A 22,997-nucleotide genomic window follows, 5' to 3' on the forward strand; every position below is an offset into this window, starting at 1 on the left:
CATGTCGCGGTCTGAAGCAATTTACCACCGTGTGGTGATCTGGGTTTTACTGATTTTACTGATGTTGCCGCTGCTGGCGACGCTGGTGTATGCGCTGGTGCAGGAGTGGGGCGCGACGATTTTGCCGAGCGGTTTTACGCTGAAATGGCTGGTGGCGTTATGGAGTGATCCGCGATTTCTTATCGCGCTCTGGCACTCGCTGCTGGTGTGTTTCGGCACGCTTTTCCTCTCGCTGGTGCTGATCCTGCCACTGATGTTTGTGATCGCTTACTATTTCCCTAAGCTCGATGCGCTGATGAATATCCTGATCCTGTTGCCGTTTGCGGTGCCGCCGGTGGTGTCCTCCGTCGGCCTGATGCAGCTCTACTCCGGCGACCCTTTTCCCCTCACCGGCACGCCGTGGATCCTGATTGGCTGTTACTTCACTATCGCGCTGCCGTTTATCTATCGCGCCATCTCTAACAACATGCAGGCCATCAACCTGCGTGACCTGATGGACGCCGCGCATTTGCTGGGAGCCAGCACCTGGAAAGCGGCGCTGCTGGTGGTTTTACCGAACTTACGCAAAGGCGGGATGATCGCAGTCCTGCTCTCATTCTCCTTCCTGATTGGTGAATTCGTGTTCGCCAACCTGCTGGCAGGCAGCCGTTATGAAACGGTGCAGGTCTATCTTTACAACATGCGTAATGGCAGCGGTCATTTCACCAGCGCGCTGGTCATCTCCTATTTTATGGTCGTCCTGATGTTTACCTGGGTGGCGAACATGCTGAACAAAGGAAAGAGCTGATATGTCATATTTGCAGGTCACTCAACTCAACAAATCGTATGGCCCGACGCAGATTTTTCACAACATTGATTTCTCTGCCCAAGAGGGGGAATTTGTGACCCTCCTCGGGCCGAGCGGTTGCGGGAAATCAACGCTGCTGCGCTGTCTGGCCGGTCTGACCTCCGTCGACAGCGGAAAAATTCTGATCCAGGGGCAGGATATTGTGCCATTGCCGCCACAACAGCGCGGCATCGGCATGGTCTTCCAGAGCTATGCGCTGTTTCCCAATATGAGTGTCGAGGCTAACGTGTCTTTTGGCCTGAAAATGCAGAAACTGCCCGCTGCTGAAGTGCATCGTCGCGTCGGCGAGGTGCTGGAACTGGTGGAAATGAGCGATTATGCCAAACGTTATCCGCATCAGCTTTCCGGCGGGCAGTGTCAGCGTGTGGCGCTGGCGCGATCGCTGGTGACGCAGCCGCGTCTGTTGCTGCTCGATGAGCCGCTGTCGGCGCTCGATGCCCGTATCCGTAAGCATTTGCGTGAACAAATCCGCCGTATACAGCGTGAAATGAACCTTACCGCGATCTTTGTCACCCACGATCAGGAAGAAGCGCTGACCATGTCAGACCGGATTGTGCTCATGAACAAAGGACAAATCGTCCAAAATGCCGATGCCGAAACCTTGTATACTGAACCTGTCGATGCGTTCGCCGCAGGCTTTATCGGCAGCTACAATCTGCTGAGCCCTGAACAGGCGATGGCGCTGACCGGCATGACCTACACTGGCCGCGTCGCCATTCGTCCTGAATCGGTCACGATGTGCGAACTGATTGAAGGGATACCGGCAAAAATCCTCAGCCACAGCCTGCTCGGTAACGTTGTGCGCTATCGCGTTTTAGCGCACGGCGTGGAGCTTTCTGTGGATGTTTTAAACCGTTCTGTGGCCTCACTTCGCGCCGACGGCAGCGATATTGGTCTACAGTTAGATCTTGTTACGTTACGGGAAGTTGCATGAAACTGGCGCTGTTTGATCTCGATGAAACCCTGATTAGCGGCGACTGTTCCAGCCTGTGGTCAGCGTATATGGTGGCACAGGGCTGGGTGGCCGATAAACAGGCTTTCCTGCAACAGGACGCCGCCCTGATGCAACAATATGCGGTGGGGAAAATGGATATGCAGGAGTACATGCGATGTACCCTGATGCCGCTGACCGGTCGCAGTGAACATGACGTGGCGGCGATGGTTGGCCGGTACGTAGAAGAAATTATCGCACCGCGCATTTATGCGCAGGCGCGTGAGTGTCTGGCCACTCACCGCGCACAGGGCGACCGGACGGTGATTATCTCCGCGTCCGGTGAGCATCTGGTGCGACCGATCGCCCGTTTCCTCGGTGTTGAGGAAACGCTGGCGATCGGTGTAGACATTCAGCATGGCCGCTTTACCGGGGCCACGCGGGGAACGATGACCTATCGCGAGGGCAAGGTTTCGCGATTGTTGGAACTCATCAATCAGGACGCATCCCTGCTGCAACAAGCCAGTTTTTATTCGGATTCTCATAATGATCTGCCGTTACTGACCAAAGTGGGTCAGCCGCATGCAGTGAATCCGGACGCCATCCTGCTCCAGCACGCCCGGCAGGCAGGATGGCCGGTCTATGCCTGGCGTTAATGGAGCTGTTTTTTCGTGTTAACCCTTCTTCATCTGTTATCTGCTGTCTCTCTGCTGGTGTGGGGGACGCACATCGTCCGTACCGGCATCATGCGTGTTTTCGGCGCCAATTTGCGCCGTGTGCTGAGCAGTAGCGTAGAAAAAAAACCGCTGGCCTTCGTGGCCGGTATTGGTGTGACCGCGCTGGTGCAAAGCAGTAATGCCACCGCGCTGCTGGTGACGTCCTTCGTTTCTCAGGGGCTGGTTGCGCTGGCACCAGCGCTGGTGATCATTCTCGGTGCGGATGTCGGTACCGCCGTGATGGCGCGTATCCTGACGTTCGATCTCTCCTGGCTTTCTCCGCTGTTTATCTTCGTCGGCGTGGCGTTTTTCCTCAGCCGTAAACAAACCCGTGCCGGCCAGATGGGGCGCGTCGGTATTGGCCTCGGGCTGATTTTACTGGCGCTTGAACTGATTGTTTCCGCGGCGACGCCGATCATGCAGGCGTCGGGCGTCAAAGTGCTGTTTTCCTCGCTGACCGGTGATGTGCTGCTCGATGCCCTGACCGGCGCGGTTTTTGCCATCATCAGTTACTCTAGTCTGGCAGCCGTTCTTCTGACCGCCACGCTGACGGCGACCGGGGTGATTTCCCTGAAAGTGTCATTGTGTCTGGTGATCGGTGCCAACCTTGGCAGCGGTTTACTGGCGATGATCAACGCCAGCAAAATGAATGCGGCGGGCCGGCGCGTGGCGCTCGGCAGCACGCTGTTTAAACTGATTGGTCTGGTGATTGTGCTGCCGTTTGTCGGGCCGCTCTCGACGCAACTGGCGCGGCTGGGCATTCCGGACGAAGAGCTGGTGATCTATTTCCACATGTTCTACAACCTGATCCGCTGTCTGGCGATGGTGCCACTGACCGCGCCGATGGCCAGAGTGTGCGAGATGATGATTGCTGATGTGCCGGAAGACGATCCGCGCCTGCGTCCGCGCCATCTGGACGTCAGTGCGATTGATACCCCCACGCTGGCGCTGGCCAATGCCGCCCGCGAAACCCTGCGCATGGGCGACGTGGTGGAACACATGCTGATCCTCAACCGGGAAGTTATGCACGGCAAACTGGCACAGGATCGCGAAGTGCGCCGTCTCGATGACGATGTGGACGTGCTGTACACCGCCATCAAACTTTATCTGGCGCAAATCAACAAAGAAGGGCTGGGCGAAGAGGATTCACGCCGCTGGGCTGAAATCATCGAAATGGCGCTCAACCTGGAGCAGGCGGGCGATATTATCGAACGCATGACCGGCGATATTACGGCGAAATCTCATGCCACGCGCCGCGCATTTTCCCCTGAAGGGCTGGTGGAACTGGACGCGCTGCACGAAAAACTGCTGGATAACCTGCGTCTTAGCCTCGGGGTGTTCCTGTCGAATGACCTGACCAGCGCCCGTCGTCTGCGCCGTTCTAAACATCGTTTCCGTATTCTCGACCGCCGTTATGCGCACGCGCACGTTGACCGCCTGCATCAGCATAACGTGCAGAGTATCGAAACCAGTTCGCTGCACCTTGGCCTGCTGGGCGACATGAAGCGTCTGAATTCGTTGTTCTGTGCGGTCGCGTATAACGTGCTGGATCAGGACGAGCAGGAAGATGAACAGCGTGAGCCGAATGATGATATGAAACGGGTTTAATATCCGCTTTCATGAGTAAAAAAAACGGGCGCTGAGGAAGGCGCCCGTTTTTTATTGCTCGGTTAAGCGTCTGAAATCAGTCTTTTTTGACCGGTTTACCCGACCAGTAACCGGCCAGTAACGAACCTGACAGGTTATGCCAGACCGAGAACAGGGCGCCTGGCAACGCGGCCAGCGGGGAGAAGTACATTTTTCCGAGCGTCGCGGCCAAACCCGAGTTCTGCATACCGACTTCCATCGCCAGCGTGCGGCAGGTGGTTTCGTCAAAGCCAAACAATTTCCCGCCCCAGTATCCGCTCAGCAGACCGATACCGTTGTGCAGAATCACCGCCACAATCACCACTAAACCTACGGAACCGATAAAGCCCTGACTTCCGGCCACTACGGCGCTGATGATGGCGATGATGCACACCATGGAAAACAGCGGCAGCAGCGGTTCGATGCGTTTCACGATTTTCGTGAACAGATGATGAATGATAAGGCCGGCCAAAATCGGGATAACCACGATCTGCAAAATGCTCAGCAACATGCCTTCCACATCCACTTTGATGTGCGTATCCACATATAAGCGCGTCAGCAGTGGCGTGGCGAAAACGCCGACCAGCGTGGATACCGCAGAAATGGTCACGGAAAGCGCGACGTCACCTTTCGCCAGATAAATCATTACGTTGGATGCCGTGCCGCTGGCAACGCTGCCTACCAGAATCATGCCGGCAGATAAATCCGCGGGCATGTGGAACAGTTTTGCCAGTACCCAGGCCGCCAGCGGCATGATCAGATAATGCAGGAAGGTGGCGGCGGCTACCGGGCCGGGGCGGGAAAGGACGCGTTTGAAATCCCCGAATTCAAGGGTGACGCCCATCGCGAACATAATCAGCATCAGCAGGGTAGAAACATGGGGGCCGATGGGCGTGAAGGTGGTCGGCGAAAAATAGGCCGCGACGGATAACAGCACGGCCCACAGCGGAAACAGGCGGGTGATTATGGCTAACATTGAGGATGATCCTTGTCTTTGTTGTTTTGCAAAAGTACTGACAAAAAAAAAGACCGGGCACAAGGCCCGGTCTTCTCAGATACCGCGCCCGTTATTGTTCGAATAGGTTGCGGTGCAGAGTTTTAACGACCTGATCGGCATCGCTGCCCGGCACCAGGAAGCACAGGTTATAGCTGCTCGCGCCGTAACAAATCATGCGGATATTGAACGGATCCAATACACCGAACACTTCTTTGCCCACGCCGCAGGCCTGCGACAATTTGTTGCCGATAATGGCGATCAGCGCCAGATTCTCTTCCACTTCAACACGACACAGTGACGACAGTTCAGTCAGCAACGACGTGGTCAGCAGGCTGGCATCAGAAGACGTCGAGCCGGTGGTGTCGAGGGTCAGCGCCACGCTGACCTCAGAGGTGGTGATCAAATCAACGGAAATATTGTGGCGCGCCAGAATACCAAACACGTCGGCGAGGAAACCGCGTGAATGCAACATGCTCAGGCTGTGCAGTGTCACCAGCGTCTGCCGGCGACGCAGGGCAATGGCACGGAACAGCGGCGGGTTATCGGAGGTATCACACACCAGAGTGCCGCCGCCCGAAGGATCTTTGCTGGAGCCGACAAACACCGGAATGCCGCGACGCACCGCAGGCAGCAAGGTGGCCGGGTGCAGAACTTTGGCGCCGAAGGTCGCCATTTCGGCCGCTTCTTCAAACGCAATACGATCTATACGTTTTGCCGCCGGCACCAGACGCGGGTCAGTGGTGTAAATACCCGGTACGTCAGTCCAGATATCGACGCGCACAGCCCCCAGCGCTTCGCCCAGCAATGCGGCGGTGTAATCGCTGCCGCCACGGCCCAGCGTGGTGGTGCGGCCTTTGCCTTCCGAGCCGATAAAGCCCTGGGTGATCACCAGCGCATTCTGTAAACGTGGCTGCAATTGCTGAAGGGTCAGGTCGGTGAGCGCCTGCGTGTCCGGCTCTGCGCGTCCAAAATGGTCGCTGGTGCGCATGACTTTACGCACATCAAACCATTCAACGGGCACATTGCGCTGGCGAACGATTTCAACAAACAGCAGGGTGGACATCAGTTCGCCGTGGCTGACCAGTTCGTCGGTCAGCGCAGTGGACGTCGCGAGGCTCGCCGCTTCTGACAGCATCGCAATATTTTCCAGCATGCGGCCAATTTCTTCACGAATAACCGTGGGGTTATCGAGACGATCAATAATGGCATTCTGGATACGGCGGATTTCATCAAGCAGGAACACGCGGCGTTCGGTTTCTTTACCGACAGCCAGCTCGACTAATAAATTGGTGACGCCCGCAGAGGCGGAGAGAACGACCAGACGAACTTCAGGGCGCGCAAGAACGATGTCTGCGCTGCGGTTCATCGCGTCGAAATCCGCCACGCTGGTACCGCCGAATTTGGCGACGATGACGCTGCCAAAAGGCTGTGGGTTGGCGTTGCGGGATGCTGCGTAATTCATGTAAAACCTCATGTCCGGGCCATCAACATCATGACAGCCAGCTAATCCATAAGAATTGGCACAAGGGGAGAGCGGGAAACGGGGGCAGACGTAGAGATACTACGATACACCCAGAAGCGCCCCACCATGCCAATACCCTTTTTCGGGTATGTCGGTGACAACCCAGAGGATTCAGCCCCTGTGGTCGATCGTCTGCCTGCCGTCAGCATCTGACCTCGGCGCCGCTCCCCCTGATGCACCTTCGCAGGATTTCGGCTCCTCCGGTACACTGCCTGGGCGACGCGCCTCTTCTGGCTCACGCATACCCCGGCGACGTGAATGATTTCGGGGATAAGCTATGCGTAAGTTAGGTGCTTAGGAATAACGGGTTATGGCGCGTCTGTCAACGGTCTGACGGCTTAGCGCGCCACATTTTGAGCGATTGTCATCTAATATTGTTCTCTGTCATTGTGAATCCACAGATCTGGCCTATCGCAAGAAAAGGCATCTCATCTCGGGAAGTTCAGGATACAATCGGGACAGTTACCTCATATTTATTCTCAGCCTAAGAGCATTGCTATGAAAAATATCAATCCAACTCAGACCGCTGCCTGGCAAGCCCTGCAGCAGCATTTCGACACGATGAAAGATGTGCAGATTAGCCATCTGTTTGCTGAAGATGGTGATCGTTTCTCGAAGTTCTCTGCCACTTTTGAAGACCAGATGTTGGTCGATTTCTCTAAAAACCGCATCACTTCAGAAACTCTGGATAAGCTGCAAGCCCTGGCCAAAGAGACTGATCTTCAGGGTGCAATCAAATCGATGTTCTCTGGCGAGAAGATCAACCGCACCGAAGACCGCGCTGTTCTGCACGTTGCCCTGCGTAACCGCAGCAACACGCCGATTGTGGTCGATGGCAAAGATGTCATGCCGGAAGTGAACGCCGTGCTGGCGAAGATCAAAGGCTTCACCGAGCGCGTTATCGGTGGCGACTGGAAAGGCTATACCGGTAAAGCGATCACTGACATCGTGAACATCGGTATCGGCGGTTCTGACCTCGGCCCGTTCATGGTGACCGAAGCGCTGCGTCCTTACAAAAACCATCTGAATATGCATTTCGTCTCCAACGTTGACGGCACGCACATCGCCGAAACGCTGAAAGACCTGTCGCCGGAAACCACGCTGTTCCTGGTGGCGTCAAAAACCTTCACCACGCAAGAAACCATGACCAACGCCCACAGCGCGCGTGACTGGTTCCTGAAAACGGCAGGCGATGATAAACACGTGGCGAAACACTTCGCGGCGCTGTCTACCAACGGCAAAGCTGTGGGTGAGTTTGGTATCGACACCGACAACATGTTCGAATTCTGGGACTGGGTCGGCGGCCGTTACTCTTTGTGGTCTGCAATCGGCCTGTCTATCGCATTGTCCGTAGGTTTCGAAAACTTCGAACAACTGCTGAGCGGTGCTCACGCGATGGATAACCACTTCGCCAATACCCCTGCAGAGAAAAACCTGCCGGTTCTGCTGGCGCTGATCGGTATCTGGTACAACGATTTCTACGGTACTGAAACCGAAGCCATCCTGCCATACGATCAGTACATGCACCGTTTTGCGGCGTACTTCCAGCAAGGCAACATGGAATCCAACGGTAAATTCGTTGACCGTAACGGCAACCCGGTAGATTACCAGACAGGCCCGATCATCTGGGGTGAGCCGGGTACCAATGGTCAGCATGCGTTTTATCAGCTGATCCACCAGGGTACCAAAATCATTCCTTGTGACTTCATCGCGCCGGCTGTCAGCCACAACGCGCTGAGCGATCATCACGCGAAACTGCTGTCTAACTTCTTTGCTCAGACAGAAGCGCTGGCATTCGGTAAATCTCTGGACGTGGTTGAGAAAGAATTCGCCGACCAGGGTAAAAAACCGGAAGACGTTAAACACGTCGCGCCATTTAAAGTGTTCGAAGGTAACCGTCCGACCAACTCCATCCTGCTGCGTGAAATCACGCCATACAGCCTGGGTGCGTTGATCGCGATGTACGAGCACAAAATCTTTACTCAGGGCGCTATCCTGAACATCTACACCTTCGACCAATGGGGCGTAGAACTGGGCAAACAGCTGGCAAACCGTATTCTGCCAGAGCTGGAAGGCGACAAAGACGTGACCGGCCATGACAGTTCAACGAATGGTCTGATCAACCGCTTCAAAAACTGGCGTGCATAAGTCTTTAGCAAAGTCGTAAATCGCTAAAGTCCGCCAAAATAAAAGGGTTAGCCGTAACAGGCTGACCCTTTTTTAATGCCGCTTTTACTGTGCGGACTCTGTGGTATTCTGCGGGTATTAATAACAAAAGTGGGATGTAGATCACATGGCAGGATCAAAACGTGCAACGATGATATCGGTCATCATGCAGCGAATTTTGAACGTTTTCTTATTAGGGCTGGCGGCGATCCTGATGATTTTTATCGGGCGCGAAACCTATCATCTGGCAATGGTACTGTTCGTGAATAACGATCAGTCATCGTCATATCTTCTGATAGAGGGGATTGTCATTTACTTCCTCTATTTCGAGTTTATCGCGCTGATTATCAAGTATTTTTCATCGGGCTATCACTTCCCGTTGCGCTATTTTATTTATATCGGCATCACGGCAATTATCCGCCTGATTATTGTTGACCACAAAAGTCCTTATGACACGCTGGTTTACGCCTGCGCGATTTTGGTTCTGGTTGTGACGCTGTTCCTGGCCAACAGTGAGCGTCTGCGCCGCGAGTAAAATGATGCGATTACTGCCTCGCATTCATGCGTTAGAATACGAGGCAGATAATTCATTGGAGGTATGAATACCTCCATTACGGAGCCGTTGATGTCTGATTCCCATTCCCCTGCACAACCCCCGATTCACTGGTTTAACGACCCGACAGATGTCCCTGCGGATGTTGCTGACTGGCTGATGGAAATGGGATCCATGACCCGTCGCTTTGAAAAACAGGGTGTTACTGTCACCGTTAAACCTCAAAATGAGTGTTTTGTGACCCGCGCAGAGCTTGGCGAAAGTGAAGCGCAGCAACTCCCGGAAAGCGCCCGTTACTGGGTTCGGGAAATTGTGTTGTTCGGTGATGCCGAGCCGTGGTTACTCGGACGCACCGTGATCCCCGAAGAGACACTGACCGGGCCGGATTTGGCGCTGGTTGATCTCGGCACAGTGCCGCTTGGTCGCTACCTGTTTAGCGGCAATAATCTGACCCGTGATTACATTCATCTCGGGCAGTTACAGAGTGAGCGGGGCGATCTGTGGGCGCGCCGCTCGCGTCTGCGCCTTTCTGATAAACCGCTGCTGCTGACGGAAATCTTCCTGCCAGATTCACCGGTTCACCGCCCAGAGGGCAAAGTGAGCGGGACATGACACAAACTAATCAACAAGGAGAACAGAGAGTGTCCGCAAGTATGCCGCAGGGTACCTGGCGTGATTATTGCCGTCTGATGCGTATTGATAAGCCCATCGGTTCGCTGTTGCTGCTGTGGCCGACGTTGTGGGCGCTGTGGCTGGCCGGTGGCGGCATGCCTTCGGTTAAAATTCTCGTGGTGTTTGTGCTTGGGGTCTTCTTCATGCGCGCCGCCGGCTGTGTGGTGAATGATTACGCCGATCGCAAAATCGACGGCCACGTCAAACGCACTGCCAACCGCCCGCTGCCGAGCGGGACTATCAGCAGTACGCAGGCCAAAATGTTGTTTGTCGGGCTGGTGCTGGTGTCTTTCCTGCTGGTTCTGCTGCTCAACCGCATGACGATATTGTTATCACTGGCCGGGCTGGCGCTGGCGTGGGTGTATCCGTTCATGAAGCGTGTCAGCCATTTACCGCAGTTTGTATTGGGTGCGGCTTTTGGCTGGGCGATCCCGATGGGGTACGCCGCCGTCAGTGAGACGCTGCCGCTGAGCTGCTGGTTATTATTCCTGGCGAATATCTGCTGGACGGTGGCCTACGACACACAATATGCGATGGTTGATCGCGATGATGATGTGAAGATCGGTGTGAAATCCACGGCAATTCTGTTTGGTCGTTTTGACACACTGATTATCGGATTGCTGCAACTGGCGACGCTGGTTCTGATGGCCATTGTCGGGCATCTTTCACAGCTTGGCGCGCCATTCTACTGGTCACTGCTGCTGGCCGCTGCGCTGTTTGTCCATCAGCAAAAGTTGATTGCAAAACGTGAGCGTGACGCCTGTTTTCTGGCCTTCCGCCAGAATAACTACGTGGGCCTGGTGCTGTTCCTCGGTATTCTGATGAGCCTTCAGGCGTTCACTTTCTAAGTATTCAGCCAGCAGAGCGCGCATAAAAAAACGCCCGGACTTTTACAGAGTCCGGGCGTTTTGTTTTCTGCCATTCATCGCGTTACTGCGGGCGATCAGTGGTCAGTGTCGCGCACATCCATCTTAGGCTCAGCCGGAGGTTCCGTTGGCTGTGGCAGCTCTGAAGGCATACCGGCGCTCTCGATCGTGAGTTTGATATCCGGCGTCATCAGGTCACTCAGCATGATGTAAATCTCACGCGTTTGTTCCTGAATCGCATCCCCGCTGTCGCTGATATAGCCTTCTGCGCGCAGAGTGCCGACCAGCGTCGAGAAGACGGCTTTATCGAAGAACTCAGGCGCATTGATGCCGTGCAGCACCGACAGGCGCTGAGCCATAATCCGGCTCTCTTTTTCCAGCGCACCACGGTTGATGCTTGGATTCGTGGTGAGCAGCGAGAAGGTGATCGCATAACGTTGCAGCGTTTCACGCACACCGGCAGCCAGCAGTTGCAGCGTGCGGATACGCGCCGGGTTCAGCGATAACTCATCATCTTCCAGATGAATAATCTGCTGACGCGCCAGCTCAAGCGTCAGTACATCCAGCACCTGCGGCAGCTCGGCTTTGTCGAAATGCATAAACAGTTCAGCTTTCAGCATCGGATAAATCAGCTCAACCTGACGCAGTAATTCCGCGCGGCTAACCTGACGATGGTGCATCACAATGCTCGAAATCAGCGACGGCAACACCAGCATATGATGGATGTTGTTGCGGTAATACGTCATCAGCACGGCCTGTTCACGCGGCAGAACGATGATGTCGCCAATGTTATCTTTTTCGACCTGGAACTTGTTCATGTTCAGCGCGTGATCGAGCAACTGATTAGCGGTCAGATCAGGCACGGTCGAATCCGCGTTATACGGCACATTGCGCAGCAATTGCAGATAACAGTCGATCTGTTCGGTCAGCTGTTCGCGGGTCAGTGAGCGCTGACGCGATGCCAGCAGCGCAGTACAACACAGGTTCATGGCGTTAGCCGCCGCTGAATTGTTGATACGCACCATAATCTGCTCAGCCAGATCCTGCACCGTTGGCGTCAGCCAGCTCGGACGTTGCGCTTCGATAGGGTCGATCGCTTCACGCCAGGTTGGTACGTTCTGGTTCAGATAAGTGGTCAGATGCAGCGGCTCGCCGAAGTTCACATAACCCTGGCCGAGGTTGCGCAGTTTACGCAGGCCATTGAGCATCTGGGTCAGGCTCTCTTTTTCTTTCGTCGCGCCGCGCAACTCTTTGGCGTAAGTGCCCACTTCCATCACGTGCTCGTAACCGATGTAAATCGGCACCAGCGTAATCGGACGTGAACCGCCGCGCAGCATGGCCTGAATGGTCATTGCCAGCGTACCTGTTTTTGGCTCCAGCAGGCGTCCGGTGCGTGAACGGCCCCCTTCGACAAAGTATTCCACCGAGTAACCCCGGCTAAACAGTTCGCCCAGATATTCGCGGAAAACGGTCGAATACAGTTTGTTGCCTTTAAAGGTACGGCGAATGAAGAACGCGCCCAGACGTCGGAAAATCGGGCCGGCTGGCCAGAAATTCAGGTTGATACCGGCAGCAATGTGCGGCGGCACCAGCCCCTGGTGATAAAGCACGTAAGACAACAGCAGGTAATCCATGTGACTGCGGTGGCAGGGTACATACACGATTTCCTGTCCGTCTTGCGCTAACTGGCGGACGCGCTCGGCATTGTTGACGTTGATGCCCTTATACAGGCGGTTCCACGTCCAGCTCAGCACGCGGTCAGAAAGGCGCACGGCTTCATAAGAGAAGTTTGCGGCAATTTCTTCCATCAGTGCGATAGCGTTTTGCTGGGCTTTTTCGTGAGAAATTTTCTTGCTGCGCGCTTCGTCTTCAATCGCTTTTTCGATGGCTTTAGAGGCCAGCAGCTTATTGAACAAATCCTGACGGGCAGGAAGACGAGGACCGACGGCCGCCAGACGCAGACGGGAGAAGTGCATACGCGCTACGCGGGCCAGTTTCTGTGCGATGGTTTTATCCGTCCCGTGTTCGGTCGCCATGTAGCGCAACGAAACAGTATTGGAGAAACGGACAAAGCTGTCGCGGCCCAGCCACAATACGGCGAAGAATTTCTGGATCCCGTTCAGCACGCGCAGATGCGGCGTGTCCTGACCTTCACGGCCTGGTGCCCGGCCGAACATCACCGAGACCGGCAACATCTGAATGTCTAATTCCGGGTTATTGCGGTGCAGGTCCAGATAGTCATGGAACAGCTTTACGGATTCCTGCTTCGGCGTGTAATACGAGAACACGCGCGGGCCTTCCGCGATAAACACGTGGCTTGGCAGCAGCGTTCCGTCGATATCCAGCGGGATCAGGGGATCGGGCAAATTCTGGGCGAGACACTGCGCACGCAGGGTCAGCAAATCTGCTTTGGAGTTATAAGGTAATACGTACAGGATCGGGCGCGTCGGGTCTAAGTGCAACTCGGTAACCGGATCTGTAGGTATGACTTTGCTCTTTACCAGCATCGAAAGCGGTAAATTCAATAATGTGTAATAAAGTCTACGCCAACCTGACATAAAAACGTGAAGCCTCTTGTTAGCCATTTCGCCGCAAGGATACCAGAAAGCTCAAATGAGATCTGTGGTGATGAGATACCATTAAACCGCTAAAATGCATCAAACACCCGAAGGACAACCCCTCAAGGATCAGTAACAGAATGGCGAACCAAGTCACTGGATTTACCCGAATTTATAAAGCAGCCGGTTACTCATGGAAAGGGCTGAAAGCGGCGTGGCAGAATGAAGCTGCCTTTCGTCAGGAAGCCAGCGCTGCTATCCCGTTAATTTTTCTCTCTTTCTGGTTCGATGTCAGCAGCATTGAACGCATCTTACTCATAGGCTCAGTGGTGCTGGTTTGCGTGGTCGAACTGCTCAACAGCGCCGTGGAATGTGCGATTGACCGCATCGGACCTGAGTTCCACGTTCTTTCTGGCCGTGCAAAAGATATTGGCTCGGCTGCCGTGCTGCTGACCATCATATTGGCGATTTTTGTCTGGGTCAGCATCTTTTGGCCGCGATGGTTCTGATTTGGAATCTGTCTTCCAGTAATCGTGCTTATGTACTGTTTTTATTCAATCTTAGGTTTTCATTGCCCGTTTAGCTGTATATACTCACAGCTAGACTGTATAAACAACCAGGGGGCGGAATGAAAGCTTTAACGACCAGACAACAAGAGGTCTATGACCTGATTCGCGATCATATCTCCACCACGGGTATGCCACCAACCCGCGCGGAGATTGCCGCTCGTCTTGGGTTCCGTTCCCCGAATGCTGCGGAAGAACATCTGAAAGCGCTGGCACGTAAAGGCGTGATCGAGATTGTTTCCGGCGCGTCACGCGGTATTCGTCTGCTGATGGAAGAAGAAGAAGGTTTACCGCTGATCGGCCGCGTTGCCGCCGGTGAACCTCTGCTCGCTCAGCAACATATCGAAGGGCATTATCAGGTTGATCCGGCGATGTTTAAGCCGAGCGCCGATTTCCTGCTGCGTGTCAGCGGTATGTCGATGCGTGATATCGGTATCCTCGACGGCGATTTACTGGCTGTTCATAAAACGCAGGACGTGCGTAATGGTCAGGTTGTCGTAGCCCGTATTGATGATGAAGTCACCGTGAAACGCCTGAAAAAACAGGGCAGCGTGGTGCAGTTATTGCCGGAAAACAGTGAGTTCCAGCCTATCGTGGTGGATTTACGTGAGCAGAATTTCAGTATTGAAGGGTTGGCCGTAGGCGTCATTCGCAACGGCGACTGGATTTAACCTTCGTACTTCGGGCTATCTCTGCGTTGGCTGCCTTCGCGAACCCCGGTCACATACTTGTGTATGCTTCCGACGTTCGCTCAGTTGCCGCCTTGATGAAACTCGAATGACTGGGTCAAACTGTTGATCCAAAGGGTCATGTTTTTGATTTGCGGGTCGTGAGCCGCCTCTGACATACCGCTAAGCTTTAACGTTTCATCTCGTCGCCCCTCTCGGGGCGATGTCATTTACAGGCATATCCCGAACCTCCGGCATGAGATTCTCTATGCAACAACATTCCCTTCTGCAAAAGCTAAAACACACCTTTTTGAGCCCGACCGATAAAGCCCTCTGGATGCTCGCGCTACCGATGATTTTTTCTAATATCACCGTGCCGTTGCTGGGGTTAGTGGATACGGCAGTGATCGGTCATCTCGACAGCCCCGACTATCTTGGCGGCGTTGCGGTCGGTTCGATGATCACCACCTTCCTGTTTATGATGCTGCTCTTTCTGCGCATGAGTACCACCGGCATGACCGCTCAGGCGCTTGGTGCTCAAGATAACCTGTTGCTGGCCCGCGCGTTCGTACAACCTTTTCTGCTGGCCGTGCTCGCCGGTGTGGTGATCTTGCTTTTCCGCCATCCTCTGATGGAAGGCGCTTTTCACATCGTCGGCGGTAGCCAGTCTGTGCTTGAACAGGCGCGGCTTTTTCTGGAGATCCGCTGGTACAGCGCCCCTGCGTCTCTGGCAAATCTGGTGATTTTGGGTTGGCTGCTTGGTATCCAGTACGTGCGCGGGCCGGTAATGCTGCTGATTGCCGGTAATCTGCTCAATATCGCGTTGGATCTTTGGCTGGTGATAGGGCTTGGCTGGAATGTCCGTGGTGCCGCGACGGCCACGGCCTGCTCAGAATATTTCACGCTGTTTATCGGATTGTTTTTGGTCTGGCGCGTGATGCAGCGCCGGGGCATCAGCCCTGCGCTGTTAACCTCTGCCTGGCGCGGTGATCTGCGGCGGCTGTTAAGTCTTAACCGCGACATTATGCTGCGCTCACTGCTTCTTCAACTGTGCTTTGCCTCACTGACCATTCTGGGTGCGCGTCTGGGCAGCCATATTGTGGCGGTCAATGCCGTGTTGATGAATCTTCTGACCTTCACCGCTTTTGCGCTCGACGGTTTTGCTTACGCCATTGAAGCCCATTCAGGTGAGGCATTTGGTGCCCGCAATCGCGAAAAATTGCTCAATGTCTGGCGTGCCGCATGCCGTCAGGCCGGACTGGTCGCTCTGGCATTTGCACTGATATACGCGCTGACCGGTGAACAGATTATCAATGCGCTGACGTCGTTACCGGAGCTGCGTCAGCTGGCCGATCGTTATCTTGGCTGGCAGATTGTTCTGCCACTGGTGGCGGTGTGGTGTTATCTGCTCGACGGGATGTTTATCGGCGCCACGCGCGGAAGAGATATGCGTAACAGTATGGCGGTTGCCGCGCTGGGGTACGGGCTGACGCTGTTCACTTTGCCGATATTGGGTAACCACGCGCTTTGGCTGGCCCTGACGGTGTTCCTCGGATTACGTGGTATTGCATTGGGCTGGATATGGCACCGTTACTGGCAGCGCGACAGCTGGTTTTCATCGTCAGTTCACTGAATTAGCGGGCTTTTCAAACGGTGGGTAATCGCGGGTTGCCGTTATATCGTGCTTTGGAATAATCCTAATAATGGTTTTTATCCCTCCGATGGCAGGATAAATCGAAATTCTCTACTAACCTTTAAAGTGTTAAGCCCGAGCTGCAGCGGTAATCCGCAGCTCCACAACCCTAAGGTAACAGGAGATATTTTATGAATAAGGACCAAGCCGACGGTAACTGGAAGCAGTTTAAAGGCAAAGTAAAAGAAAAATGGGGCAAGCTGACCGATGATGACCTGACTGTCGTTGAAGGTAAACGCGATCAGCTGGTAGGGAAGATTCAGGAGCGTTACGGCTATCAGAAAGATCAGGCCGAAAAAGAGCTCAAAGATTGGGAATCAAGCAACAAATATCACTGGTAAAGCGCGACTCCCCCTCGCGTGTCAGTGACGTATCCTGAGATTTAGCTGCTCCTACCCGGAACGCTTCAGGATACGGGTACACGGATGTACCCAACTGCTTCACTGTACAAATTTGTGCAAAACATCCTTCACCCGAACATTTCACCCGCTAATTAACTTCCGCTATAAACTCCGCTTTAAACCCGACCCGTCAGCGTTTCTTCACCACAATTGAATGATCGTGATCGCAGTGATCGTGGCTCTCGCAGGTTTCAACGACCTTGCAGTCGCCGCACAAGCCATGCGCTTCGACCACGGAATGACGCAGTTCAAAACCCGAATCCAGTGCCAGTTTCGCTAAGCGTTCTTCGATGCCGTCAGTGGTTTTTTCTGTTACCAGCCCGCAGCGATCGCAGATAAACAGCGCAGAGGTGTGGCTCGGCTCTTCGAAATGGTGGCACAGCACATAACTGTTGGCTGACTCGACCCGATGAATAAAGCCCTGTTCCAGCAGGAAATCTAGCGCCCGGTAAACGGTGGGCGGTTTAGCCTGTGGCTCGCTGACACGCAACAGATCCAGTAAATCATAGGCGCTGATCGCACCGGGTTGTTGCGCCATCAGACGCAGTACTTCCAGCCGCTGCGGGGTAAGGCGAACATTGCGCTGCTGGCAAAGTTCTTCAGCTTGTGAAAGTAATTTTTCCGGATTATTCAGGGTCATAGCAACGTTCTCTGAGCGCAGATGGGGGTCGATAAGCCACATCATGCGGCCATCATTGATTTTATCATGCTTCGGCCAAATCGACGAATTATGCGCCGTTCAGCCCGCCATCGCGTCCAGTGCCTTTTCCACATACAGATAGCCAATGCCCATAATTTGCTGCTCCCGGCTCAGCGTGCCCGGTGCAATATGCGTTGCCTGAGTTTTGACATGATCGGTACGGTCAAAAGGATTGAGGCCGCTTTGTGCGCAGACGGTTTTCAGCCAGGCATCGCCAAAACCGCAACTGCGACCATAAAGATAAATGTGATTGATATTCAGAATGTTGAGGAAGTTATACAGGCTCAATCCCAGTGCGCGGGCGCCTTCCATCACCTGTTCGCAAATGGCGCTTTCGCCCTGATGATAGCGGTCGATCAGTTCCTGCGTTGAGGGCGTGCGGGTGAAAGAGTCCGCAGGCTCGAGCAGACGTGCTTTTTTCTTTAATGCCGACAATGACGCCAGTGTTTCGAGGCAACCATACCGCCCGCAGGCGCAGCGGTCGCCGTGAGGATCAATGATGGTATGCCCAATCTGTCCGCTGCCAAACAGATTGCCGCGATAGATTTTGTCGTTGATTACGAAAGAGGAACCAATGCCGTAATCGACATTGATCACGCAAAAATCCTGATGATTATTAGTATGTTGCCATTTCTCCGCCAGCGCCAGCATGATGCAATCGTTATCCATCAGGATGTCGGTTTGCAGCTTTTCTTCCAGCAGATATTTAATCTCAATTTCACCGGTCCAGGGCGCCTGCGGCATCCGCTGTGACACGCCGGTGGTCGGATTGACCTGACCGTGGATAGCCAGCGCCAGCCGGATTTTCAGGCCGGGATAGTTTTTCCGGTACTGATGAAAGCAGGCTTCGATTTGTGCCAGCAGCGCATCCGGCGTTTTGACTGAAATTTCCGTCATCTGATATCCACTCAGCGGCAAAACCAGCCTGCTGACCAGAATACTTTCGATGCGGTAAGGCGTGATATTCAGGCACAGCACAGCGCTGCCGTCAGTGGCTATCTGATAACTGCCGCCACCCAGCCCGCGCGTGTGTAAATTCACCGGACTGTGGATGATCAATCCGTCACGTTGCAGATCGTCGAGGATCTTGCTGACCGCCGGGATCGACAGACGGGAAAGCCTGGCCAGCGTGGATTTACTGGCATTTTTCTCACGGTACAGCAGCGTCATCAGCACCTGTTTATTGAACTGGCGCAGCCGCAGATTATTCAACCCGACCTCGGACATTTACTCAACCCCGTTTACTGAATTGCGTGACCGTAGCAAATTCCCCGCCCCGGTACGCTGCGTAGAATCCCGGAATTGATATTTCAGACTGGCGTACTGAGGGGGAATCATGAGCACAGCAGTAAAAGTCTGGCAGGAAGCGGTCGAACTCCCGACCTGGCTGACAGGAAAGCAGGACACGCACCCGATGTTTCTGGCGCACCGGGTTTATCAGGGCTCTTCCGGTGCGGTCTATCCGTACGGCGTGACGGATACGCTGACCGGCGAAAAGGTCATGAAAACCTATCAGGCGCTATATCTGGAAAATGATTATCTAAAAATCATGCTGTTACCGGAACTGGGTGGCCGTGTTCACCGCGCCTGGGACAAAATCAAACAGCGTGATTTTGTCTACTACAACGACGTCGTGAAACCCGCGCTGGTCGGCTTACTCGGGCCGTGGATTTCAGGCGGTATCGAATTTAACTGGCCGCAGCATCACCGTCCGACCACTTTTATGCCGGTGGATTTCACCGTACAGGCGCACGATAACGGCGCTCAAACCGTTTGGATGGGCGAAGTGGAACCGATGCGCGGTTTGCAGGTGATGACAGGGTTTACCCTCTTTCCCGATAAAGCGCTGCTTGAAATCAGTGCCAAAATTTACAACGGCAACCCGACGCCACGCCATTTCCTGTGGTGGGCCAATCCGGCAGTCACCGGCGGAGACGGCCATCAGAGCGTATTTCCGCCCGATGTCACCGCCGTTTTCGACCACGGTAAACGCGATGTGTCTTCCTTCCCGATCGCCACCGGCACCTACTACAAAGTGGATTATTCGGCGGGCGTCGATATCTCGCGCTACAAAAACATTCCTGTCCCGACGTCCTACATGGCCGATAAGTCTGACTATGACTTCGTCGGCGCGTATGACCACGAGCAGCAGGGCGGATTGCTGCATATCGCCGACCATCACGTGTCGCCGGGCAAAAAGCAGTGGACCTGGGGTAACTGCGATTTCGGCCGCGCGTGGGATCGCAACCTGACGGATAACAACGGGCCTTACATCGAGCTGATGACCGGCGTATTCACCGACAATCAGCCGGATTTCACCTGGCTGGATGCTTACGAGGAGAAGTGTTTCGTTCAAAACTTCCTGCCTTACAGCGACCTTGGCACGGTGCAGAATGCCTCTGAGCAGGCGGTGATCAAACTGGAACGTCACCGGCAAACACTGGCGTGGGGCGTTTACGCCGTCAGCCCGTTAATTGCCGCGCGAATTGAGATTGCTTCTGAGGATGGCACGCAAATTCTGCTGGAAAAGGACATCACTTTGCAGCCGGGCGACGTGCTTCAGGGCGAACTGAGCGGGGAATTCCCGTCACGCCTGCGGCTGCGTTTGCGCGATGAGCAGGGGCATGAACTGTTGTCTTATCTGGAGCATCAGGCCAGTGAAACGCCGTTACCGTCGCCTGCCAGCGCGCCATTGCCCGCGCAGGGCATCACTTCTGCCGACGAAGCCTGGTTTATCGGCCAGCATCTTGAGCAATACAACCACGCCAGCCAGGGAGCGGTGAATTATTACCGGCGCGGGGTGGAACTGGATCCACTGGATTACCGCTGCAATCTGGCGCTGGCCACACTCAGCTACAATCAGGCGAATTTCAGTCAGGCGCTGGTGTTTGCTGATGCGGCGCTGAGCCGGGCGCACCGGCTGAATAAGAATCCGCAATGCGGTCTGGCGAGCCTCGTCCGTGCGAATGCCCTTGAGCAAACCGGTGATGTTGACGCGGCTTTTGACAGTTATTACCGCGCGGTCTGGAGCGGGAACGCCAAATCCGGGGGCTTCTTCGGCCTGGCGCGGATTGCCACCCGCCGCGGGCAGTACCCGCAGGCACTGAATTTCTGCGAGCAGGGGCTGGCGACGCAGGCCAACCATTACGGTCTGATTGGCCTGAAAGCCACCTTGCTGTGCCTGATGAATCAGGGCGCCCGGACTTATATCGAAGAACATTTACAACGCTATCCGCTGCATTACCTGCTGCACTTCCTGCGCTATCACCTTTCTTGTGATGCGCAATCAGCCGCGCAGTTGCGGGATATCACCGGGCAGCGTGGTGAAAACGCCATGAATATTGCTGATCAGCTGACCGGTTGCGGGCTGGATGCGATGGCACTCGACGCGCTGAACGTCCTCAACAGCCAGGAAACACTGCCGCTCTTTTTGCAGGCTTCCCTGCAAAAAGAAGGGCGCGAGGCATTGTGTCTGGCGGCGCGAAAGGCTTTTCCGCAGCATGTCCGTTTCCCGCAATGGCTGGCGGAAGTGCGTATGCTTGCGGCTTTCCCTGATGACGCTTTTGCCCTGCACTTGCTGGCCTCTTTCCATTACAGCAAAGGCAATACACAAACGGCAGTGGCCTGCTGGCAGCGTTGTCTGGAACTGGAACCTGACTTTGCGGATGCATGGCGCGGGCTGGGGATTGATGCGTGGAACCAGAAGCAGGACGCCGCCGAAGCGCGCCGCTGTCTGGAAGAGGCGTGCCGGCTACAGCCGCAGGATGCGCGGCTGTTATTTGAATCTGATCTGCTTAATCGTCTGACCGGCGTAGCGCCGCAAATCCGACTGGCGCGGCTGGAGAAAGTGCTGCCCGTCGCCACGCAGCGCGACGACCTGACCGCTGAACTGCTCAGTTTATATCACCAGTGCGGTCAGCTACAGGCGGCAAGGGCGCTGCTGGCCGACCGGAAATTTCATCCCTGGGAAGGCGGTGAAGGGCGCATCACCGGCCAGTATCTGCTGAACAAACAGTTGCTGGCGTTTGATTATCTCAACAGCGGAGATGTGGTTGCCGCACAGGCGCTTTTACTGTCCGCGCTGGAATACCCGCAAAACCTCAGCGAAGGGCGGCTGGTCGGGCAAACGGATAACGATATCTGCTTCTGGCTGGGCATTTGCGCGCAAAAACTTCAGCAGCATAAACAGGCGCAGGCATGGTTTGAGCGTGCCGCCGCGGGCGAAAAAGGGATTGGCGAGCGGCGTTATTACAATGATCAGCCGGTGGATTATGTGTTCTATCAGGGCATGGCGCTGCGCAAACTTAACGATGTGGTGCAAAGCCGTCAGGTCTTCCGGCAAATGCTGGAATGGGCGGAAAGCGCGGCGGATCAGCCTGTCCACGCCGATTTCTTCGCGGTGTCATTGCCGGATTTAGTGGTGCTGACCGGCGATCGCCAGAAAGAACATCGCATTCACTGTCTTCTGGTGAAAGCGCTGGCGCTGCGCGGTCTGGAAGATGAAGCCTTTGCTGATGTGTTGCAGCAAATCTTCGCGCTGGATTCTGCCTGTGGCAAAGCGCATCTCTTCTCGCAGTTGCCGGATTGCTGAGTGAAGGAGAAGAGAAAAATGCCGCTGTATTCTCTGGAGAATCATCACCTTGCAATGACCGTGTCGCCGTCGGGCGGCACCCTCTTGCAACTGCTGGCAAAGCGGACGGACGGCCATGTCCATCTGCTGCGCCCGTCAGTGTTGAGTGAGGAAACACCCGCCGCAGAATCGGCGTGTTTTCCGCTTCTGCCTTTTGGTAACCGACTGAAAGACAATGCTTTTGATTTTGAAGGCCGTCATTACATGCTGCCGCCCAACACCGGGGACGCGCACTATCTGCATGGCGATGGCTGGCTGGGAAACTGGCAATGCATTTTCCAGAGTGAGGACGCGCTGACGCTGGCCTTTACACATCACAGCGACAGTTACTGCTACCGTGCGGAGCAGCATTTTTCTTTGCAGGACAGCAGGCTGGATATGCGTCTGCGCATCACGAATCAGGGGGCAGATCCGTTGCCTTTCGGGCTGGGATGGCATCCGTTTTTCCCGCTCAGCGAAACCACACTTTTACAGGCTAACGCGTGCGGTTACTGGCAGGAGGACGCGCAGTGGCTGGCGGGCAAACATCATCACGCGCTGCCTGCCGGTCTGGATTTCTGCACGCCAAAGCCGCTTCCCCGCCGCTGGGTGAATAATGGTTTTTCAGGCTGGGATGGCAAGGCAGAGATTGTCTGGCCAGAATCCGGCCACCAGCTTCGGCTGACGACATCTCCGGAATGCCCGGTATTTTTCCTGTTTATCTCCGACAGCCGTTTCGACCCCGGCTATCAGCACGACTTCTTCTGCTTTGAACCCATGACCCATGCGGCAAATGATCATCATCTGCCACAGGGTGGCTCGCTGCGGGTGTTATCGCCCGGCGAATCTCTGACACAGCACATGTCGCTGCACAGCGCGACAATTAACATCCCGGAATGAGGAATG

The 22,997-nt window shown here is 54.8% G+C and carries 19 protein-coding genes and 1 riboswitch; of the genes, 14 read left to right on the plus strand and 5 right to left on the minus strand.

Going from position 1 to position 22,997, the window contains the following annotated elements:
- Position 1 precedes the first annotated feature (1 nt).
- The 4 genes from ACQZQY_RS06785 to ACQZQY_RS06800 are packed head-to-tail and all read left to right on the plus strand — an operon-like array spanning position 2 to position 4,102.
- A complete protein-coding gene (locus ACQZQY_RS06785) occupies positions 2-787 on the plus strand; it encodes an ABC transporter permease (RefSeq protein WP_056776006.1) in 786 nt (261 codons plus the stop codon).
- Between the two features lies 1 nt (position 788).
- The gene (locus ACQZQY_RS06790) at positions 789-1,781 is read left to right on the plus strand and encodes an ABC transporter ATP-binding protein (protein WP_431296819.1); all 993 of its coding nucleotides are present in this window, start codon (positions 789-791) and stop codon (positions 1,779-1,781) included.
- Positions 1,778-2,434, plus strand: coding sequence for an HAD family hydrolase (locus tag ACQZQY_RS06795; RefSeq protein WP_136375665.1), 657 nt, complete (start codon positions 1,778-1,780; stop codon positions 2,432-2,434). The genes ACQZQY_RS06790 and ACQZQY_RS06795 overlap by 4 nt, the downstream gene beginning before the upstream one ends.
- Positions 2,435-2,449: 15 nt before the next feature.
- Positions 2,450-4,102 carry a Na/Pi cotransporter family protein gene (locus ACQZQY_RS06800; RefSeq protein ID WP_056776013.1) on the plus strand — a complete coding sequence of 551 codons (1,653 nt, stop codon included), beginning with the start codon at positions 2,450-2,452 and terminating at the stop codon, positions 4,100-4,102.
- Positions 4,103-4,178: 76 nt separating this feature from the next.
- Here ACQZQY_RS06800 and panS read toward each other — a convergent pair whose 3' ends face one another.
- Both panS and lysC read right to left on the minus strand, forming a co-directional pair.
- Complete coding sequence (gene panS, locus ACQZQY_RS06805; protein WP_056776016.1) at positions 4,179-5,096, minus strand: ketopantoate/pantoate/pantothenate transporter PanS; 918 nt, start codon at positions 5,094-5,096, stop codon at positions 4,179-4,181.
- A gap of 91 nt (positions 5,097-5,187) precedes the next feature.
- A complete protein-coding gene (lysC, locus tag ACQZQY_RS06810; RefSeq protein ID WP_056776018.1) occupies positions 5,188-6,579 on the minus strand; it encodes a lysine-sensitive aspartokinase 3 in 1,392 nt (463 codons plus the stop codon).
- 106 nt (positions 6,580-6,685) lie between these two features.
- Positions 6,686-6,877, minus strand: a riboswitch (Lysine riboswitch).
- A 260-nt stretch (positions 6,878-7,137) separates the two neighbouring features.
- Here lysC and pgi point away from each other — a divergent pair.
- From pgi to ubiA, 4 genes are all read left to right on the plus strand, one after another.
- Positions 7,138-8,787, plus strand: coding sequence for a glucose-6-phosphate isomerase (gene pgi, locus ACQZQY_RS06815; RefSeq protein WP_056776020.1), 1,650 nt, complete (start codon positions 7,138-7,140; stop codon positions 8,785-8,787).
- Between the two features lie 145 nt (positions 8,788-8,932).
- Positions 8,933-9,340, plus strand: coding sequence for a phosphate-starvation-inducible protein PsiE (gene psiE / locus ACQZQY_RS06820; protein ID WP_056776022.1), 408 nt, complete (start codon positions 8,933-8,935; stop codon positions 9,338-9,340).
- Positions 9,341-9,430: 90 nt separating this feature from the next.
- The gene (gene ubiC / locus ACQZQY_RS06825; RefSeq protein ID WP_056776024.1) at positions 9,431-9,970 is read left to right on the plus strand and encodes a chorismate lyase; all 540 of its coding nucleotides are present in this window, start codon (positions 9,431-9,433) and stop codon (positions 9,968-9,970) included.
- A 41-nt stretch (positions 9,971-10,011) separates the two neighbouring features.
- A complete protein-coding gene (gene ubiA, locus ACQZQY_RS06830; protein WP_431297162.1) occupies positions 10,012-10,878 on the plus strand; it encodes a 4-hydroxybenzoate octaprenyltransferase in 867 nt (288 codons plus the stop codon).
- A gap of 95 nt (positions 10,879-10,973) precedes the next feature.
- Here the strand turns inward: ubiA and plsB are convergent, their stop codons facing one another.
- Entirely contained in the window at positions 10,974-13,454 is a 2,481-nt protein-coding gene (gene plsB, locus ACQZQY_RS06835; protein WP_056776028.1) for a glycerol-3-phosphate 1-O-acyltransferase PlsB, read from the minus strand.
- A 140-nt stretch (positions 13,455-13,594) separates the two neighbouring features.
- Here plsB and ACQZQY_RS06840 point away from each other — a divergent pair, with 140 nt between their 5' ends.
- The 4 genes from ACQZQY_RS06840 to ACQZQY_RS06855 all read left to right on the plus strand — a co-directional run bounded on the left by ACQZQY_RS06840 (position 13,595) and on the right by ACQZQY_RS06855 (position 16,722).
- The gene (locus ACQZQY_RS06840; protein WP_056776031.1) at positions 13,595-13,963 is read left to right on the plus strand and encodes a diacylglycerol kinase; all 369 of its coding nucleotides are present in this window, start codon (positions 13,595-13,597) and stop codon (positions 13,961-13,963) included.
- A 119-nt stretch (positions 13,964-14,082) separates the two neighbouring features.
- On the plus strand, positions 14,083-14,691 hold the full coding sequence (gene lexA / locus ACQZQY_RS06845; RefSeq protein ID WP_056776034.1) for a transcriptional repressor LexA: 609 nt from the start codon (positions 14,083-14,085) through the stop codon (positions 14,689-14,691).
- A 265-nt stretch (positions 14,692-14,956) separates the two neighbouring features.
- On the plus strand, positions 14,957-16,321 hold the full coding sequence (gene dinF / locus ACQZQY_RS06850; RefSeq protein WP_431296820.1) for an MATE family efflux transporter DinF: 1,365 nt from the start codon (positions 14,957-14,959) through the stop codon (positions 16,319-16,321).
- A 191-nt stretch (positions 16,322-16,512) separates the two neighbouring features.
- Entirely contained in the window at positions 16,513-16,722 is a 210-nt protein-coding gene (locus tag ACQZQY_RS06855; protein ID WP_056776037.1) for a CsbD family protein, read from the plus strand.
- 190 nt (positions 16,723-16,912) lie between these two features.
- Here the strand turns inward: ACQZQY_RS06855 and zur are convergent, their stop codons facing one another.
- Entirely contained in the window at positions 16,913-17,422 is a 510-nt protein-coding gene (gene zur, locus ACQZQY_RS06860) for a zinc uptake transcriptional repressor Zur (protein ID WP_056776039.1), read from the minus strand.
- Between the two features lie 99 nt (positions 17,423-17,521).
- On the minus strand, positions 17,522-18,709 hold the full coding sequence (locus ACQZQY_RS06865; RefSeq protein WP_431296821.1) for an ROK family transcriptional regulator: 1,188 nt from the start codon (positions 18,707-18,709) through the stop codon (positions 17,522-17,524).
- A gap of 109 nt (positions 18,710-18,818) precedes the next feature.
- Here ACQZQY_RS06865 and ACQZQY_RS06870 point away from each other — a divergent pair, with 109 nt between their 5' ends.
- Both ACQZQY_RS06870 and ACQZQY_RS06875 read left to right on the plus strand, forming a co-directional pair.
- Positions 18,819-22,073 carry a DUF5107 domain-containing protein gene (locus tag ACQZQY_RS06870; RefSeq protein WP_431296822.1) on the plus strand — a complete coding sequence of 1,085 codons (3,255 nt, stop codon included), beginning with the start codon at positions 18,819-18,821 and terminating at the stop codon, positions 22,071-22,073.
- Positions 22,074-22,091: 18 nt separating this feature from the next.
- On the plus strand, positions 22,092-22,991 hold the full coding sequence (locus tag ACQZQY_RS06875; protein WP_431296823.1) for an aldose 1-epimerase: 900 nt from the start codon (positions 22,092-22,094) through the stop codon (positions 22,989-22,991).
- Positions 22,992-22,997 lie beyond the last annotated feature (6 nt).

It is taken from the genome of Rahnella sp. PAMC25559 (assembly GCF_050632365.1).
In the GTDB taxonomy this organism is placed as follows: domain Bacteria; phylum Pseudomonadota; class Gammaproteobacteria; order Enterobacterales; family Enterobacteriaceae; genus Rahnella; species Rahnella rivi.

What these genes read in the sequence shown, in the direction of transcription:
- ACQZQY_RS06785 (WP_056776006.1), top strand. Translation starts at nt 2, where the DNA reads ATGTCGCGGTCTGAAGCAATTTACCACCGTGTGGTGATCTGGGTTTTA.
- ACQZQY_RS06790 (WP_431296819.1), top strand. Translation starts at nt 789, where the DNA reads ATGTCATATTTGCAGGTCACTCAACTCAACAAATCGTATGGCCCGACG.
- ACQZQY_RS06795 (WP_136375665.1), top strand. Translation starts at nt 1,778, where the DNA reads ATGAAACTGGCGCTGTTTGATCTCGATGAAACCCTGATTAGCGGCGAC.
- panS (WP_056776016.1), bottom strand. Translation starts at nt 5,096, where the DNA reads ATGTTAGCCATAATCACCCGCCTGTTTCCGCTGTGGGCCGTGCTGTTA.
- lysC (WP_056776018.1), bottom strand. Translation starts at nt 6,579, where the DNA reads ATGAATTACGCAGCATCCCGCAACGCCAACCCACAGCCTTTTGGCAGC.
- pgi (WP_056776020.1), top strand. Translation starts at nt 7,138, where the DNA reads ATGAAAAATATCAATCCAACTCAGACCGCTGCCTGGCAAGCCCTGCAG.
- psiE (WP_056776022.1), top strand. Translation starts at nt 8,933, where the DNA reads ATGGCAGGATCAAAACGTGCAACGATGATATCGGTCATCATGCAGCGA.
- ubiC (WP_056776024.1), top strand. Translation starts at nt 9,431, where the DNA reads ATGTCTGATTCCCATTCCCCTGCACAACCCCCGATTCACTGGTTTAAC.
- ubiA (WP_431297162.1), top strand. Translation starts at nt 10,012, where the DNA reads ATGCCGCAGGGTACCTGGCGTGATTATTGCCGTCTGATGCGTATTGAT.
- plsB (WP_056776028.1), bottom strand. Translation starts at nt 13,454, where the DNA reads ATGTCAGGTTGGCGTAGACTTTATTACACATTATTGAATTTACCGCTT.
- ACQZQY_RS06840 (WP_056776031.1), top strand. Translation starts at nt 13,595, where the DNA reads ATGGCGAACCAAGTCACTGGATTTACCCGAATTTATAAAGCAGCCGGT.
- lexA (WP_056776034.1), top strand. Translation starts at nt 14,083, where the DNA reads ATGAAAGCTTTAACGACCAGACAACAAGAGGTCTATGACCTGATTCGC.
- dinF (WP_431296820.1), top strand. Translation starts at nt 14,957, where the DNA reads ATGCAACAACATTCCCTTCTGCAAAAGCTAAAACACACCTTTTTGAGC.
- ACQZQY_RS06855 (WP_056776037.1), top strand. Translation starts at nt 16,513, where the DNA reads ATGAATAAGGACCAAGCCGACGGTAACTGGAAGCAGTTTAAAGGCAAA.
- zur (WP_056776039.1), bottom strand. Translation starts at nt 17,422, where the DNA reads ATGACCCTGAATAATCCGGAAAAATTACTTTCACAAGCTGAAGAACTT.
- ACQZQY_RS06865 (WP_431296821.1), bottom strand. Translation starts at nt 18,709, where the DNA reads ATGTCCGAGGTCGGGTTGAATAATCTGCGGCTGCGCCAGTTCAATAAA.
- ACQZQY_RS06870 (WP_431296822.1), top strand. Translation starts at nt 18,819, where the DNA reads ATGAGCACAGCAGTAAAAGTCTGGCAGGAAGCGGTCGAACTCCCGACC.
- ACQZQY_RS06875 (WP_431296823.1), top strand. Translation starts at nt 22,092, where the DNA reads ATGCCGCTGTATTCTCTGGAGAATCATCACCTTGCAATGACCGTGTCG.